The 15,257-nt window shown below is 71.0% G+C and carries 12 protein-coding genes; 9 read left to right on the top strand and 3 right to left on the bottom strand.

Annotated elements, in window-relative coordinates; genetic code table 11:
- Positions 1 to 194: 194 nt before the first annotated feature.
- Together VLK66_RS17205 and VLK66_RS17210 are read right to left on the bottom strand one after the other, a co-directional pair.
- Positions 195 to 482 carry a hypothetical protein gene (locus tag VLK66_RS17205; RefSeq protein ID WP_325310688.1) on the bottom strand — a complete coding sequence of 96 codons (288 nt, stop codon included), beginning with the start codon at positions 480 to 482 and terminating at the stop codon, positions 195 to 197.
- A 26-nt stretch (positions 483 to 508) separates the two neighbouring features.
- A complete protein-coding gene (locus VLK66_RS17210; protein ID WP_325310689.1) occupies positions 509 to 1,684 on the bottom strand; it encodes a glycosyltransferase family 4 protein in 1,176 nt (391 codons plus the stop codon).
- A gap of 479 nt (positions 1,685 to 2,163) precedes the next feature.
- Here VLK66_RS17210 and VLK66_RS17215 point away from each other — a divergent pair, with 479 nt between their 5' ends.
- A complete protein-coding gene (locus VLK66_RS17215; protein WP_325310690.1) occupies positions 2,164 to 3,861 on the top strand; it encodes an amidase in 1,698 nt (565 codons plus the stop codon).
- A gap of 453 nt (positions 3,862 to 4,314) precedes the next feature.
- Here the strand turns inward: VLK66_RS17215 and VLK66_RS17220 are convergent, their stop codons facing one another.
- Positions 4,315 to 4,881 carry a hypothetical protein gene (locus tag VLK66_RS17220; RefSeq protein WP_325310691.1) on the bottom strand — a complete coding sequence of 189 codons (567 nt, stop codon included), beginning with the start codon at positions 4,879 to 4,881 and terminating at the stop codon, positions 4,315 to 4,317.
- A gap of 198 nt (positions 4,882 to 5,079) precedes the next feature.
- On the opposite strand from VLK66_RS17220, the gene VLK66_RS17225 reads away from it, so the two are divergent.
- From VLK66_RS17225 to VLK66_RS17260, 8 genes are all read left to right on the top strand, one after another.
- A complete protein-coding gene (locus tag VLK66_RS17225; RefSeq protein ID WP_325310692.1) occupies positions 5,080 to 5,787 on the top strand; it encodes a hypothetical protein in 708 nt (235 codons plus the stop codon).
- A gap of 220 nt (positions 5,788 to 6,007) precedes the next feature.
- Positions 6,008 to 6,817, top strand: coding sequence for a DUF429 domain-containing protein (locus tag VLK66_RS17230; protein ID WP_325310693.1), 810 nt, complete (start codon positions 6,008 to 6,010; stop codon positions 6,815 to 6,817).
- A gap of 561 nt (positions 6,818 to 7,378) precedes the next feature.
- Positions 7,379 to 8,308, top strand: coding sequence for a DUF4382 domain-containing protein (locus VLK66_RS17235; protein WP_325310694.1), 930 nt, complete (start codon positions 7,379 to 7,381; stop codon positions 8,306 to 8,308).
- A 344-nt stretch (positions 8,309 to 8,652) separates the two neighbouring features.
- Positions 8,653 to 9,087 (top strand): MarR family winged helix-turn-helix transcriptional regulator, encoded by a 435-nt coding sequence (locus VLK66_RS17240; RefSeq protein ID WP_325310695.1) that lies wholly within the window; start codon positions 8,653 to 8,655, stop codon positions 9,085 to 9,087.
- Positions 9,088 to 9,090: 3 nt separating this feature from the next.
- Entirely contained in the window at positions 9,091 to 9,366 is a 276-nt protein-coding gene (locus tag VLK66_RS17245; protein WP_325310696.1) for a CPXCG motif-containing cysteine-rich protein, read from the top strand.
- Between the two features lie 278 nt (positions 9,367 to 9,644).
- On the top strand, positions 9,645 to 10,157 hold the full coding sequence (gene sixA, locus VLK66_RS17250) for a phosphohistidine phosphatase SixA (RefSeq protein WP_325310697.1): 513 nt from the start codon (positions 9,645 to 9,647) through the stop codon (positions 10,155 to 10,157).
- A complete protein-coding gene (locus VLK66_RS17255) occupies positions 10,154 to 11,542 on the top strand; it encodes a CHAD domain-containing protein (RefSeq protein WP_325310698.1) in 1,389 nt (462 codons plus the stop codon). The genes sixA and VLK66_RS17255 overlap by 4 nt, the downstream gene beginning before the upstream one ends.
- 259 nt (positions 11,543 to 11,801) lie before the next feature.
- A complete protein-coding gene (locus tag VLK66_RS17260) occupies positions 11,802 to 14,705 on the top strand; it encodes an insulinase family protein (protein WP_325310699.1) in 2,904 nt (967 codons plus the stop codon).
- The last annotated feature ends 552 nt before the right edge of the window (positions 14,706 to 15,257 follow it).

Genomic DNA, 15,257 nt, shown 5'->3' on the forward strand with positions numbered 1-15,257 from the left:
TGAGTTCGCTCCTGTCCTGGCGGGGATAGGGGTTGTCATCGAACTCTACTGCCACAGGCACCTTTCTGTACAGTTTAAATCCCACCAAGCGTTGAAGTCGCAGCAACAACTACGGGAAGCCTCGCAAACTGCGCGAGGCTGGTCCGCTCGGTGTCCAGCATCAGCGCAAGAAGGCCGTTCCCCCCCCCGTGATCTCACCCCTCGCCGGCGGCGGCGTCGGCGCCGGAGGCGGCCAGGCTGCGGTCGAAGTCGCGGCCGTCGCCGAGCTTGCGGATCTCGGCGCGGAGGGCGGCCAGCTCCTCCTCCACCCGCGCCAGGCGCCGCTCGGCGGCCGCGGCGTCGCCGCCCTGGCGGGCCTGCAGGGCGCGGGTGACGGACTCGATCAGCGGCTTCAGCGCGAAGCGCGCGGTCAGCCCCGCCACCGGGATCAGCACGATCAGGAACGATCCCAGGATCGTGACCAGGGGGATCAGGTCGTTCATGCGCGTCTTCCTCCGATGGAGGTGCGTCAGCGCGCGCCGGCCGCGCGCGCCGCGGGGGCGGGGGCCGGACGGCCCAGCCGCTCCCGGAAGATCTCCACGAACTGGTCCGCGATCCCGTCCCACGAATACGTGCGCGCCGTCCACCGCGCCGCGGCGCGGCTGGCCGCGGACAGGCGCGCGCGGTCGGCGCGGTAGCCCATCACCGCCTGCGCGAAGGCCGCCGCGTCGCGGCTGGGCACCAAGTGCCCGTTCTCGCCCTCGCGCACCACGTCGCTGATCCCCTCCAGGTCGGCCGCCAGCACCGGCATCCCGCACATCCCCGCCTCCAGCATCACCACCCCGAACCCCTCGATGTCTCCGGGAACGTGGATGTTGGGCATCACGAACAGGTCGCCGCCGCGGTACAGCGTCCGCAGCATGGCCTCGGGCACCTTTCCCAGCAGCCGCGCGCGCCCCTGCAGCCCGTGCCGGCCGATGGCGGCCCGGATGCGCGGCGTCATCGGCCCTTCGCCCGTGACGAGGTAGAAGACGTCGGCGGGAAGGCGCGGCATCACCTCGTCCGCGAACCACTGGAACCCCTTGCGTTCCTGGTGCCGGCCGACGCTCACCAGCAGCAGCGCATCGTCCGGCACGGTGGCGGGCGACTCGCCGATGGCGCGCAGCAGCTCGCGGCGCGCGGCGGCCCGGTCGCGCGGCGCCTCGAACGCGCCCACGTCCACGCCGCAGGGGACCACGTGCACGGACGCCGGGTCGGCGCCGCGGGCCAGGCACTCGTCGGCCGTGGCGCGGCTGATGGGAAACACCATGTCCAGCGCGCGGAAGACGCGGCGCACGAACCACGGGTAGCCGGGCGTGGGCAGCGTCACGTCGCGCCCCACGGGGATGGCGGCCAGCACCGTTCCCCGCAGCCGCTTGCGCAGCGCCACGGCCAGCGAGGCGGTGACCATCGACGAGAAGAGCACGACGTCGACGTTCTCCTCCTCCACCACGCGCGGGATGGCGCGCAGCAGGCCGGCCATGAAGCCGGGCATGCGGTACGGCGTGGCCTTCCAGCTGGTCTCCAGCACGAGCGACGACAGGCGCAGGTCGCCCCGCGCCGCCAGGGCGGCGTGCAGGCCGGTGGCCACGCGCTGCATCCCGCCCACGTTGCTGACCGGGTCGCCCCGCAGCGGGAACGAGTGTGAGACGTAAAGAATCCGCATCTGCCGCCGGTGCTGGTGGGTGCGAGCATTTTCGCCGCGAAGTCTATGCGGGCTGGAAGGATTGCGCCAGAAAAAAGGCAGGGGCGATAAGCGGCGGATTCGCTTGGGGTTGGGGATGGGGAAACTGCAGGACCGGCTGGATGGATACTTCGCGATGGTGGAGGAAAACAGGTCATCGAGGGTGATGGGGTTTGGTGCGTCTCCCGGCGCCGCGGCCCTCTCCCCCGCCCCTCCCCCCAAACTGCCTGGGGGAGGGGAGACCTGAGCGTGAGGAGAGGCGTTGGTGGCGTAGGGATGCATCCTGCCCGCCTGGCTGGCCCCCTCCCCCCGGCCCCTCCGCGGGGGAGGGGAGAGTGGGGAACGGCTGCTGATCGGACTGGAGATATTGGAGAACGCGGCATCTTCCGCCGCTTGCCGGGGGATCGGGGGCGGAGTACGATCATCCGTTCCCCATTGGAAACCCAATCCCGCCGCCGCAGATGTCCGAGCGCGATCACGATTCGAACGATCCGTCCGCCACGCCCGAGAACCGTGGGCTGAGCCGCCGCGGCTTCCTGCAGGTCGGCGCTCTGGCCGCCGTTGCGGGCGCTGCCGGGCAGGTTCCCGGCCTTTCCGCCACGCCGGCGGCCGCGCAGCCGGCGCCGCGGGCGTTCACCCCGCCGCCGTTCGAGCTGGAAGAGGCCACCGTCCAGCAGCTGCAGGACTGGATGCGCGGCGGCCGCTACACCGCGCGCTCCATCACGGAGGCGTACCTGGGCCGCATCGAGGCGATGGACCGGCAGGGGCCCGCGCTGCGCTCGGTGATCGAGACCAACCCCGACGCGCTGCGGATCGCCGATTCGCTGGACGCCGAGCGGAAGGCGGGGCGCGTGCGCGGGCCGCTGCACGGCATTCCCGTGCTGGTGAAGGACAACGTCGACACGGCCGACCGGATGCAGACCACCGCCGGGTCGTACGCACTGGAGGGCGCGCCCGCCCCGCGCGACGCGTTCCTGGCCGAGCGGCTGCGCGCGGCGGGGGCCATCATCCTGGGCAAGGCCAACCTCAGCGAGTGGGCCAACTTCCGCTCTACGCACGCGTCCAGCGGCTGGAGCGGGCGCGGCGGCCAGTGCCTGAACCCGTACGCGCTGGACCGCACCCCCTGCGGCTCCAGCAGCGGGAGCGGCGCCGCCGTGGCCGCCAACTTCGCCGCCGTCGCGGTGGGGACGGAGACGGACGGCTCCATCGTCTGCCCGTCGTCGTCCAGCTCGGTGGTGGGGATCAAGCCCACGCTGGGGCTCGTCAGCCGCGCGGGCGTCGTCCCCCTCTCGCACAGCCAGGACACGGCGGGGCCGATGGCGCGCACCGTGGCCGACGCCGCCGCGCTGCTCTCCGTCCTCGCCGGCGTGGACCCGCGCGATGCGGCCACCGCCGCCAGCCGCGGGCACGTGCAGCCGGATTACACGCGCTTCCTGGACCCGAACGGGCTGCGCGGCGCGCGCATCGGGGTGGCGCGCAAGCGCTTCTTCGGCGCGGACCCGCACGCCGACCGCGTGGTGAACGCCGCGATCGAGGAGATGCGGAAGCTGGGCGCCGTCATCGTCGATCCGGCGGACGTCCCGCACCTGGGCGAGTACGACGAGGACGAGTTCAACGTCCTGCTCTACGACTTCAAGGCCGACCTGGCGCAGTACTTCGCCAGCCGCGGGCCCACGGCGAAGGTGCGGACGCTGAAGGACGTGATCGACTACAACGAGCGGGACCGCGCGCGGGAGATGCCGTACTTCGGGCAGGAGATCATGCTCATGGCGCAGGAGAAGGGGCCGCTCACCGACCGCGCCTACGTGACCGCGCGGGCCAAGTGCGTGCGCCTGGCCGGCCGCGAGGGGATCGACGCGGTGATGGCGCAGCACCGCCTGGACGCCATCGTGGCGCCCACGGGAAGCCTGCCGTGGGCGATCGACCTCCTGCTGGGCGACCACGGCGTGGGCGGAAGCTCCACCCCGGCGGCGGTGGCCGGATACCCCAACATCACCGTTCCCGCGGGCTACGCGTTCGGGCTGCCGGTCGGCGTCTCGTTCATCGGCCGTGCGTGGAGCGAGCCGACGCTCATCAAGCTCGCCTTCGCCTTCGAGCAGGGGACGAAGCACCGCAAGCCGCCGCGCTTCCTCCCGACCGCGGACTTCGCGAATCCCTGACCGGGTAAACAGAAGGGCATCACACGGAGTCACAGAAGGAATCGGCGCGGGTGCCGAAAACCCTTGTAAATCCTTGATGTTCCGGAAGGGCCTACCGGATTCCCCGCGCCGAAATGCCGCGTTTTCGCGGTAAACCTATCCCGCAACCTATCCCACGAAAGGGGCGGGCACCGTGCTACGCGGAGCCCGCCCCTTTCGTACGCTTGCCTCCATTTCTGCTCATCGGTGCCTATCTGCTCGGCTTCCGCCGAATCCTCGTGCTCGTGCTGATCCTCATGGGCATCGCCATCGCTCTCGGCGGCGATGGTTACCGCGCTGAGGACCGAAGCTCTATCGCCCGCGTGCCGGAGGTCGTCGGATCGGATAGGACTTCGAAATAAACGGGATTTTCATGCACCTGGTGAACCTACCCTCAGAGGCAGAGAGCGAAGGCGGCAGCGAGGTGCGCGGGCATCATCTCCGTGCTCGAGGGTGGCGTGTGGTGATGATCACGACGCCGTTGACGCCGGCGGTGCCGTAGAGCGCCGAAGCCGCTGGGCCGGTAACCACCCATACCCCCGTGATGTCGCCAAGGCTCACCGCGCCACATGCTCCCGCTTTGCAGCCCCGGTCGTTGATCACGAACAAGGGTGGCTCCCCCTGCTGGATGCTGGGCTGGTCACGAATAATGTATCCGGCAGCCGGCCGCGGCGGCGGGAGCGCAACGTCGTTGCACCCGTTCGCGAGCCAGCAGCCGGCGCCCCCGGCGTCGGCCGCGGCCGGCCGCGTGGCGATCAGCACCGCACCGTGCTCACCCCGTGCGCCATACGCCCACATGGCCTGCTCGCCCCCCAGCACCTTGACGTCCAGGATGCTGTCGGGGTCGATTCTGGTGCCGTCGCCGTCCACCACGATGCGGCCGTCCACCACGAACAGCGGTGGGGTCGCCGTCCTGCCCTCGCCGTCGCGAACCGGCGCCGACGCGCAGGCGCCGCCCACCAGCGCCAGCGCCAGCACGCAAGCCAGCCCAGCCTTGTTCATCGGCACCTCGCGACCGGGGTGATCCACCCACCTGCCTCGGCACACACAACGCGTTCCACCCCGCAGCCGTGACGAGGATTGGGTCGCGTGCAGGCTCTTCGCTGAAGCGGCGGCGGCATGCGACCCCTTCGACCCAGCACCGGCCAATCTCGCAGGGAGGCTATCTCGAACCCTTGGCCTAGCTCCGCTCGCGGACCTGTGGTATTCACGTGGTATCGCGCTGGCGCGATCTTCGCCGCGCTCCCCCAGGGCGACCCAAGGCTTCGGCTCCTCATCGAGCTTGCGGCCGAACTCCGCGCCAGGCAGGCGGTGCGGGCCAAGCGGTCGGATCTGGTCTTGGAGGCGGTCGGGGGCTTCGGACTCGGCCGCTTCATCGTTCACGGCAACGGGAAGAAGCACGGCGAGACTGTGGACCTGCACCCCGAGCTTCGCGCGCTGGTGGACGAGGTGCTGTCCACCGGCTACCTGTCCGAGGCCGAAGCCGCGTACCAGCGCGGCGAGATCCCGGACTACTTCCTCTTCCCCGGCGGCAAGCTGCAATGCGGCTCCGTGCCCCTCAGCCGCGCGGCGGCGGGGTGCCTGTCAGGATTGGACCCTCCGGGGGCTGTTCAAGGATCTGGAGGCGATTGCGGGATTCCACACAAGCAGGGCCGCGCCCTGTACGGGCTCCGCAGGCAGGCAACGGACCTTGCGCCCGAGTTCGCGCAGGACGCACAGGTGCTCAACCGCATCTCCGGACACGCCGACAGCGCCACGCGCGAACGCATCTACCAAGGCATGCCGCAGCATGCGCGCCTTCCTTGCCGAAGGCGACCGCAAACAGAAGCACGCCGCATGAACCTATCCCAGATCTATCCCACCCCGGCCGGATGCCGGATTCGGCTGGGTGGCGTAAGGTGCAGCTAGAGCGTCACTTAGCAGCGAATGCAGCGGTTGCTGGAGAATGTCGGAGCGGTGACACGGAGGAAACGGAGGGGGATCGGGGAATGCGCCGGTCTCCCTCCGTTTCCTCCGTTTTCCCTCTGCGTGATCCATCTTTTTTCCGTAGATCTTGTGCGGCGAGGCGAGGACGGGGATCTTCCCGCGTCCATCGCGATCCATCCCCATCTCCCTGACCAGCGGCCGCATGCCCGAGTTCGCGTACTTCGGCGGGATCGACTTCTCCGGCGCGAAGGAGCCGCTCTCCAACCTGTGGGCCGCCGTGGGGCGCGAGCGCGAGGGGAAGCTGGAGATCGTGTCGCTCTGCCCGCTTCCCTTCCGCGAGGACCTGCGCGCGCACGTGGCCGGCGGGTGGCGGCGGCACGTGGAGGCGGGGGACGAGGATGCGATCCTGTGGGGCGCCGACTTCCCCTTCGGCATTCCCGCCGCCGCGGCGGAGCGCATCTGCGGCGAGCGGAAGCCGGCGTGGGCCGCGGTGGCGGCGTGGGTGGCCGACCGCCCGCCCGAGGAGGTGTGGAAGGGCTTCCCCGACCTGCAGAAGTCGCTGCGCCGCACCGACACCGGCGGCGCGCTGTCGCCCTTCGACATGCGCCTCTACAAGCAGACGCTGGAGGGAATCCGCTTCCTGCACGAGCTGCGCGACGAGGCCGAGGTCTCCATCCGCCCCCAGGCGGAGCGCGGCGGCGCGGCGACGACGGTCATCGAGGTCTACCCCTCCGGCGCGGCGAAGGAGCTGGGGATCCGCGGCGGGCGCGTGCCCTCGCGCCCCGGCGAGGTGCGCGCCCGGCCGGCGGCGCTGAAGCCGTTCCTCACCTTCGCGCATCCGTCCATGGAGGCGTGCGCCTGCACCCTCGAGGACGCGCGCGACGCCTGCATCGCCTGCCTGGTGGCCTTCCTCTGCCGCGCCGACCTGGAGCAGCCTCACCGCCTGGGCCGCGTTCCCCCCGAGCTGCTGGCGCTGGAGGGGTGGATCTACCGCCCGCCCGCCTCGCTCTGATCAACCAGATCTTGAGATTGACTGGGCATTTGAAGATGCGCCCCAAGACGTCATCCTGAGGCCGGCTACGGCGAACCGGCCCACACACCTGAGACGGCAGGCCGAAGGATCCATAGCCACTCGTCACACGTGCGTTGGGGATTACGCACATTCGATTCTTAAAACGGTATGATCCCCAATCCGGCGGAAGAATCAGTGCATCTAGCCAAATCACGTGCTGGGCCGCCGATAGATCCTTCGGCCTGCAACCTTTTGTCTGGAAGCTGGTTACGGTGTGGCCGGCCTCAGGATGACGTCGGGTTGATGCGGCGAGGATCCACGAACTGAATTTCCGGATTCGATATGAGCCGGAGAGGCTCCGCCGAGCTCCGAAGCTGGTGCATACGTTGTAGCAGATCATCCCCCGCCGCGCGATGTGACGCAGGCGGGGGATTGTGCGTCAGGGTGTCACAAACGCGACAACGGGGGAGCGGCGGCGGAGATCGTGTCGCCCGTGCCCCCCGGCGGCGGACGAAGGCCGGTGCGGGAGCCCGGCGACACACCCTGTTCGGAGGAACCGAGATGTTCAAGCGCAGCACGATCCTTCTCCCGCTGGCCGCGGCGCTGTTCGCCGGCGCGTGCGGCGACTCGACCGGGGGCGGCGGCGCTCCGCGCCTGTCGATCCGGCTGCACGACGCGCCGGGCGACCTGAAGGAGGCGTGGGTGAAGGTGGACCGCGTGTACCTGCAGGGCAGCTCGCCGGCCGACAGCGTCTCCGGCCGCGTGGACCTGCTCACCACGCAGACCGGCTGGCTGAACCTGACGCAGCTCACCGGCAGCAACTTCGCCACGCTGGTGAACAACGCGCAGGTTCCGGCGGGCACCTACTCGCAGCTGCGCTTCGTGGTCTGCGAGGCCTACGTGGTGACGAAGACGGGCGAGGTGTTCGCCACCAGCGGCGCGCAGCTCCCCGGCGGCACCACGGCCACGGGCACGCTGCAGGTGCCGAGCGGGTGCCAGAGCGGGCTGAAGGTGAAGCTCCCCGGCGGCGGGGTCACGCTGGCGGACTCGTCGGCCATCCTGTCGGTGGACTTCGACGTGAGCCAGAGCTTCGGGCACCAGGCGGGCGCCAGCGGCAAGTGGGTGATGCACCCGGTGCTGACGGCCACGAGCGTGGGCTTCAGCGGCACCATCAGCGGCACCGTGGCCCCCGCGGCGGGGCTGGCGCTGCCCACCTGCGGCGGCAGCGCGGTGACGGCGGCCAACCTGACGCCGCTGGCCATCTCGCCCGCCGACTCGCTGTCGGCCACGGTGGCGGCGGGCGGCACCTACTCGATCGCGGCGGCACCGGCCACGTACACCATGAGCTACGTGCCCACGTACAGCTTCACCAACGGCGATTCGCTGACGGTGACGGCGGCGCCCTCGGTGCCCACGGCCACGGTGGCCGCGGGGACGAACACCACGGTGAACTACACGATCAGCGCCGCGACCTGCAAGCCGCACGCGTGACCGCACCGGCGGGACGATGACGGATGGCGGGACGATGACGGACCGGCGGTAGAATGGACGGACGGCGGGACGATGACGGACCGGCGGCCGGGGATGCTCTCCCCGGCCGCCGGTTTCGTTTGGGGCGAACCAACGGGCATCCGCGCATGCCTTCCCGCCAATGAATTGGCGGGCAACAACAGCACCAAGTCCCTGCGGGACTGCAGCCTCGCCATCCGCGCGAGTGGCGGAGGGATGCGCGGGGGGTAAACGCACTCACGCACTTCCGCACTTCCGCACTTCCGCACTTCCGCACTTCCGTTCCCGGGGTTGCTTCCGCGCGGCCGAAACAACATCGTTCAAGCATGAACGATTGTGGGAAGACGACGGCGGCGGGGCTGCTGCCGATGCTGCTGCGCGCCGGGTCCGCCGTGGCCGACCGGCTGGAGGAGCGGCTGGAGCCGTGGAGCCTTTCGCTGGCCAAGCTGCGCGCCCTCGAACACCTGGCCGCCGCGCCCGACGGGCTGCCGCTGGGGCAGCTGGCCGAGCGGCTGTGCTGCGTGAAGTCCAACGTCACCCAGCTGGTGGACCGGCTGGAGGCCGACGGCTTCGTGCGCCGCGTTTCGCGCCAGAGCGACCGCCGCTGCGTGGTGGCGCGCATCACCGAGCGTGGGCGCGAACGCTTTCTCTGCGCCTCGTCGGCGCGGGTGGAGGCGGAGCGCGAGGTGCTGGGGCGGCTGGACGACGGCGACCGCGAGCGGCTGATGCACATCCTGGCGCGCCTGACCGGCGAGGAGTGACCCATGGGCTACGGCCTGCACCCCGACGCCTTCATGGGCGGCGACGAAGCGCTCGAGAACGCCTTTCCCGTGGGCGACGGCACCGCCGACACCTCCGCCACCGTGGCCTGCCCGTACTGCGGCCAGGCGGTGGAGATCGCGCTGGACCCCGGCAGCGGCACGCACCAGGACTACGTGGAGGACTGCGAGGTCTGCTGCCGCCCGTGGAACGTCTCCGTCTCCTACCAGCCCGACGGCTCTGCCGAGGTCGGCGTCGAGGCCGCGGATGATTCGGACTGAACGGAAGTACGGAAGTACGGAACTGCGCGCGGGGAGTGGCTGTGTGGCTGCTTCCCGCGCTGTTGTTTGGCGTCGCATCTCCCCGCTGTTGAAGCCTCGCGCGGTTTGCGAGGCTTTCCGTGGTTGTTGCCGCGGCTTCAGCCGCCCTTCCCCCGCGCCGGAACACGCCGGTAGAGCGGGGGTCTACATCTCCGCCACGAACACGCAGAACGGCTTTTGCTACGTGGATGGCATGGACAGCTCAGGATCGATCCGCCGGAACGGGAGAGGGGAAGCGCATGCAGCTGCTCGTCATACGCCATGGGCTCGCGGGTGACCGCGAGGAGTTCGCCTTCACCGGGCGGCCGGACTCGGAGCGCCCGCTGACCAAGGAAGGCCGCGTGAAGATGCGGCGCGCCGCCGCGGGGCTGGCCAGGATCGTCCCCGACCTGGACCTGATCGCCACCAGCCCGCTCGTGCGCGCCGTGCAGACCGCCGAGGTGGTGGCCGACGCCTTCGGGGGGATGGACCTGACCATCGTCGACGAGCTCTCGCCCGAGCACGCGCCCGACGACCTCCTTCCCTGGCTGCGCTCGCACGACCCGGGGACGGTGATCGCCGTGGTCGGCCACGATCCGCATCTGGGCTTCCTCGTCGGCTGGCTGCTGACCGGGCGCCACGAGAGCTTCGTGGAGATGAAGAAGGGCGCCGCCTGCCTGCTGGAGTTCGACGACCCGCCCGCGGCCGGCGGCGCCACGCTGCGCTGGGCGATGCAGCCCAAGGAGCTGCGCATGCTGCGCAAGGCGCGGTGAAGGCGCCCGCCGGGCTGCTCGATCTCTCGGCCGAGCGCGGCGCGCGGCGGCTGGCGCTGGGCTATCTGGACGATGCCGAGGCCGCGCACGCCCGGCTGGAGCGCGGCGACGACGACCGCGCGCTGCACGACTTCCGCGTGGCCGTCCGCCGCCTGCGCAGCACCGCGCGCGCCTACGCCGACCACCTGGGCGGCAGCCTGGACCGCAAGGACCGCCGCCGCCTGGGCGACCTGGCCGGCGCCACGGGCGACGCGCGCGACGCCGAGGTGCACGCCGCCTGGGTCGCCGGCCGCGTCGAGTCCTTCCCCCACGGCGAGCGCGCGGCCGTCGAGGCCGTGGGCGACGACCTGCGCCGCGAGCAGGCCAAGGGCGCCGACGCCGTGCGCCGCGTGGTGAAGGAGTTCCCGCGCGAGCGCTGGCGGCTGGCGCGGCGGCTGCGCTTCTACCGCGTGGAGGTCGACATCGACGCGCCGCCGGGCGGGGCGCGCCTGGCCGCCGTCTTCGGCCGCGTGGCGCTGGACCTGGCCGCCGACCTGGAGCGCCGCCTGGCCGCCGTCCGCACCCTCGCCGACCAGGACGAGGCGCACCGCGCGCGCATCGCCGCCAAGCGCCTGCGCTACCTGACCGAGCCGTTCGCCGCCGAGCTGGAGGGCGCGCCGGAGCTGGTGAAGCAGCTGAAGCGCCTGCAGGACCTGCTCGGCGAGATGCACGACGCCGACATCCTCCTCGCCCGCATCTCCAGGAAGAAGCATGGGGATGGGGGCGATGGGGATGATGCCGGCCTCGCGGCGCTGCGGGAGATGCTGGAGCGCGAGCGGGCGGAGCGGTTCGCGGAAGTCGAGCCGGAGTGGCTGGGCGGGCGCGCGGCGGGGTTCTTCACGGCGGTGCGGGAGATGGCCTACGCGGCCATGTCGCGCGGCGCGCCCGACGTGGAGATCGAGCGCAAGTACCTGCTGAAGCGCATGCCGGCCATCCGCGCGCTCGACTATACCGTGCAGGACATGGAGCAGGGCTACCTTCCCGGCGACCGGCTGGCCGAGCGCCTGCGCCGCGTGCGGCAGGACGGGCAGACCCGCTTCTACCGCACGGTGAAGCTGGGAAAGGGAATCAGCCGCACCGAGGTGGAAGAGGAGACCACCGAGCGCGTGTTCCGGAAGATGTGGCCGCTCACGAAGGGAAAGCGGGTCCGCAAGCGGCGCTACAAGGTGAAGGAGGGAGGATTCACCTGGGAGGTGGACCGCTTCCGCGACCGCCGCCTGGTTCTCTGCGAGGTCGAGCTCCCCGCCGAAGACATCGAGCCGCCGCTCCCCAAGTGGCTCCGCCGCGAGCTGGTCCGCGACGTGACAGGGGAGGACGAGTACGCGAACATCAACCTCGCGAAATAGTGCGGAAACGCGGAAGTGCGTGAGTGCGCTGCTTCCGGCGCATCCCTCCGCCGCGCGCTAGGATGGCGAGGCAGCAGTCCCGCAGGGACTTTGTGCCGTTGTTGCCCGCCAATTCATTGGCGGAAGCGGTGAGGATGCGGCGATACATCCCTCCCGCGCAAAAGGTGAGGCCCGAGTCCGCGAAGGCGGACTTTGTGCTGTTGTTGCCGCGAATTCATTCGCCCGGCGAAGGCCGGACGCGACGATATCTTTTGAGTCGATGAGAGCAGTGCGAGCCATCAACCGAATCTCATTCTCCTTCGCGGCCGCCGCCGCCGCGACCCTCGTCGCGGGCGCGCCGGCGGGCATCTCCGCGAGCGCGTCCGCGCAAACGACGACGGCGCGTCCGCCGGCAACGGCGCGCCCCGCCGGCCCGCGCGCGGCGGCGGACTCGGTGCTGCCGAACGACACCAGCGTGGTCGTGGGGCGGCTGCCGAACGGGCTGACGTACTACGTGCGCCGCAACGCCGAGCCGCCGAAGCGCGCCGAGCTGCGCCTGGTGGTGAACGCCGGATCGATCCTCGAGGATCCCGAGCAGCGCGGGCTGGCGCACGTGGTCGAGCACATGGCGTTCAACGGCACGCGCCGCTTCGCCGGGCAGCAGATCGTGAACTTCCTCGAGGGCGTGGGGATGCGCTTCGGGCCCGACGTGAACGCGTACACCGGCTTCGACGAGACCGTGTACATGCTCACGCTGCCCACCGACACCGCCGGCGTGCTGGACCGCGGGCTCGACATCCTGGAGGACTGGGCGACGGCGATCTCGTTCGATACCGCCGAGGTGCGCAAGGAGCGCGGAGTGGTGATCGAGGAGTGGCGGCTGGGCCGCGGCGCCGGCGCGCGCATCCGCGACAGGCAGTTCCCCGTGCTCTTCGCCGGAAGCCGCTACGCCGAGCGCCTTCCCATCGGCGATCCCGAGATCGTCCGCAACGCGCCGGTCGAGCAGATCCGCCGCTTCTACCACGACTGGTATCGCCCCGACCTGATGGCCGTGGTCGCCGTCGGCGACTTCGATCCCAGGCAGGTGGAGGCGATGATCCGCCAGCGCTTCGGCCGCATCCCGGCGCGCACCGACGCGAAGCCGCGGCAGGAGTTCGGCGTTCCCGGGCACCCCGACACGCGCTTCTCCGTGGTCACCGACCGCGAGGCGACCGGATCGACCGTCGACCTCGTGCGCACCGTGCCGTCGCGCATCCGCCGCACGGTGGGCGCGTACCGCGAGGGGATCGTGGAGAGCCTGTACGGGTCGATGCTGGACCAGCGCCTGACCGACATCACCCAGCGCCCCGACGCGCCCTTCCTGAACGTGAGCACCTACCGCGGCTCGCTGCTGCGGCGGCTGGACGCGTACTTCCTGAGCGCGCAGGTGCCCGACGCCGGCGAGGCGCGCGGGCTGGCGGCGCTGCTCACCGAGTCCGGCCGCGCGGCCCGCTTCGGCTTCACCGCGCCGGAACTGGAGCGCACGCGCGCCGAGCTGCTGCGGCAGTGGGAGCAGATCTACGCCGAGCGGACCAGGGAGACGTCGGGCGACTTCGCCGGGCGCTACGTGGGCCATTACCTCTACGGCGGCCCGCTCCTCTCCACCTCGGCCGAGTACGCGCTGAACCGCGATCTCCTCCCCGGGATCCGCCTGGCGGAGGTCGACTCCGTCGCCCGCACGGCGCTGGGGAGCACGGACCGCACGATCCTGGTGGTCGCCCCCGACACCACGCGCGTGCCCACCGAGCGCGAGCTGGCCGCCGTGGTCGACTCGGCCGCCCGCGCGCCGCTCGCCGCCTACGCCGACACCGTCTCCAGCGCGCCGCTGCTGGACCGCAAGCCCGCGCCGGGCCGGATCGTGGAGACGCGCACCATCCCCGAGGTGGGGGTCACCGAGTGGCGGCTGTCCAACGGCATCCGCGTGGTGCTGAAGCCCACCGACTACAAGCGCGACGAGATCGTGCTGGCCGGCCGCAGCCCGGGCGGAACGTCGCTCGTGCCCGACTCGCTCTACCGCTACGCGCAGACGGCGGGCGCGGCGGTGGCGGTCGGCGGCGTGGGGCAGCTCTCGGTGACCGACCTGCAGAAGCGGCTGGCGGGAAAGGCGGTGAGCGTGGGCACGCAGGTGGGCGACCTGGGCGAGACGGTGAGCGGCTTCGCCTCGCCGCGCGACGCCGAGACCCTGTTCCAGCTCGTCTACCTCTACATCACCCAGCCGCGGCGCGACTCCACGGCGTGGCAGGCGTACCTGCAGCGCGGGCGGGTGGCCATGCGCGACCGCGGCGCCAACCCCGAGGGCGTGTTCTCCGACACGCTGAACGCCCTTCTCAGCAGCCACCACCCGCGCGAGCGGCCCTTCACCGCGGCCACGTTCGACTCGCTGAGCCTGGACCGCTCGCTGGCCATCTACCGCGAGCGCTTCGCCGACGCGGGCGACTTCACCTTCTACCTGGTGGGCGCGTTCAGCCCCGACTCGGTGCGGCCGCTGGTGGAGCAGTACCTGGGCGGCCTCCCGTCGTCCGGGCGCAGGGAGAGCTTCCGCGACGTGGGCGTGCGCGCGCCGGGCGGCGTGGTGCGCGCCCAGGTGCGGCGCGGGGTGGAGCCCAAGTCGCGCACGGCGCTCGTCTTCAGCGGGCCGGTGCAGTTCGACCGGCGCACGGTGTCGCTGCTGCGCACGCTGGGCGACGTGCTGGAGATCCGCCTGCGCGAGCGGCTGCGCGAGGAGATGAGCGGCACCTACGGGGTGAGCGTGAGCGGCGGCGCCGAGCGCGACCCCGTGCCGCAGTACCGCTTCTCGGTGGATTTCGGCGCCGCGCCGGAGCGGCTGGACGAGCTGGTGCGCGTGGTGTTCGCGGAGATCGATTCGGTGAAGGCGGGCGGCGTGCGCGCCGAAGACCTGCAGAAGGTGCGCGAGGCGCAGCGTCGCGAGCGCGAGGTCAGCCTGCGCGACAACGGGTACTGGGTGGGCGCGCTGATGGCGTACGACGAGTACGGCTGGGACCCGCGCCAGATCACCGCCGCGCCGCTGTCGCAGGGCTTCACCAGCGACGACCTGCGCGACGCCGCCCGCCGCTTCCTGGACACCAGCCGCTACGTGCAGGTGTCGCTCTACCCCGAGCAAGCGCCGGCGGCGGGCTCACACTGATGGATCGGATTGGCGCCAATCCCAGCCGGACGTCACCCCGAGGCCGGCCACGCCGTAACCGGCGTTCCCGAGCAGCCGCAGGCACCGGCTACGCTGACGGATCGATCGTTGGCGCCGATCCCACCCGACGTCATCCTGAGGCCGGCCACGCCGTAACCGGTGTCCGCACAACTGGTTGCAGGCCGAAGGATCCATAGCCGGGGCCGCACGTCAGCCTCGGATTCACGCCGAGGGTTGATCACGCGGTGGGGTTGGGGATTCAGGAGATGCAAAGAGCGCGGAGGGGGATGATGATTCCCGTCCGCGCTCTCCTCGTTTGCTGCTCGCGTATCCAGCCGGATGCGGAGACGATCATCCCCGATCCGCGGACGAATCTCCCGTGCTTCATCCCGACTGACGTGCTGGGACGTTATACCGATTTCGAGGATCGGCTGTGCATTTCCTCAGCGAACGTGCGGCACCGGCTATAGATCCTTCGGCCTGCAAATACCTGTGCAGATTCAGCTTGCACTGTGGCCGGCCTCAGGATGACGTCTCCCTAGTCTTGAGCGG

It is taken from the genome of Longimicrobium sp., assembly GCF_035474595.1.
Classification (GTDB): domain Bacteria; phylum Gemmatimonadota; class Gemmatimonadetes; order Longimicrobiales; family Longimicrobiaceae; genus Longimicrobium.

Coding starts and splice junctions, on each gene's coding strand:
- VLK66_RS17205 (WP_325310688.1), bottom strand. CDS start 482: ATGAACGACCTGATCCCCCTGGTCACGATCCTGGGATCGTTCCTGATC.
- VLK66_RS17210 (WP_325310689.1), bottom strand. CDS start 1,684: ATGCGGATTCTTTACGTCTCACACTCGTTCCCGCTGCGGGGCGACCCG.
- VLK66_RS17215 (WP_325310690.1), top strand. CDS start 2,164: ATGTCCGAGCGCGATCACGATTCGAACGATCCGTCCGCCACGCCCGAG.
- VLK66_RS17220 (WP_325310691.1), bottom strand. CDS start 4,881: ATGAACAAGGCTGGGCTGGCTTGCGTGCTGGCGCTGGCGCTGGTGGGC.
- VLK66_RS17230 (WP_325310693.1), top strand. CDS start 6,008: ATGCCCGAGTTCGCGTACTTCGGCGGGATCGACTTCTCCGGCGCGAAG.
- VLK66_RS17235 (WP_325310694.1), top strand. CDS start 7,379: ATGTTCAAGCGCAGCACGATCCTTCTCCCGCTGGCCGCGGCGCTGTTC.
- VLK66_RS17240 (WP_325310695.1), top strand. CDS start 8,653: ATGAACGATTGTGGGAAGACGACGGCGGCGGGGCTGCTGCCGATGCTG.
- VLK66_RS17245 (WP_325310696.1), top strand. CDS start 9,091: ATGGGCTACGGCCTGCACCCCGACGCCTTCATGGGCGGCGACGAAGCG.
- sixA (WP_325310697.1), top strand. CDS start 9,645: ATGCAGCTGCTCGTCATACGCCATGGGCTCGCGGGTGACCGCGAGGAG.
- VLK66_RS17260 (WP_325310699.1), top strand. CDS start 11,802: ATGAGAGCAGTGCGAGCCATCAACCGAATCTCATTCTCCTTCGCGGCC.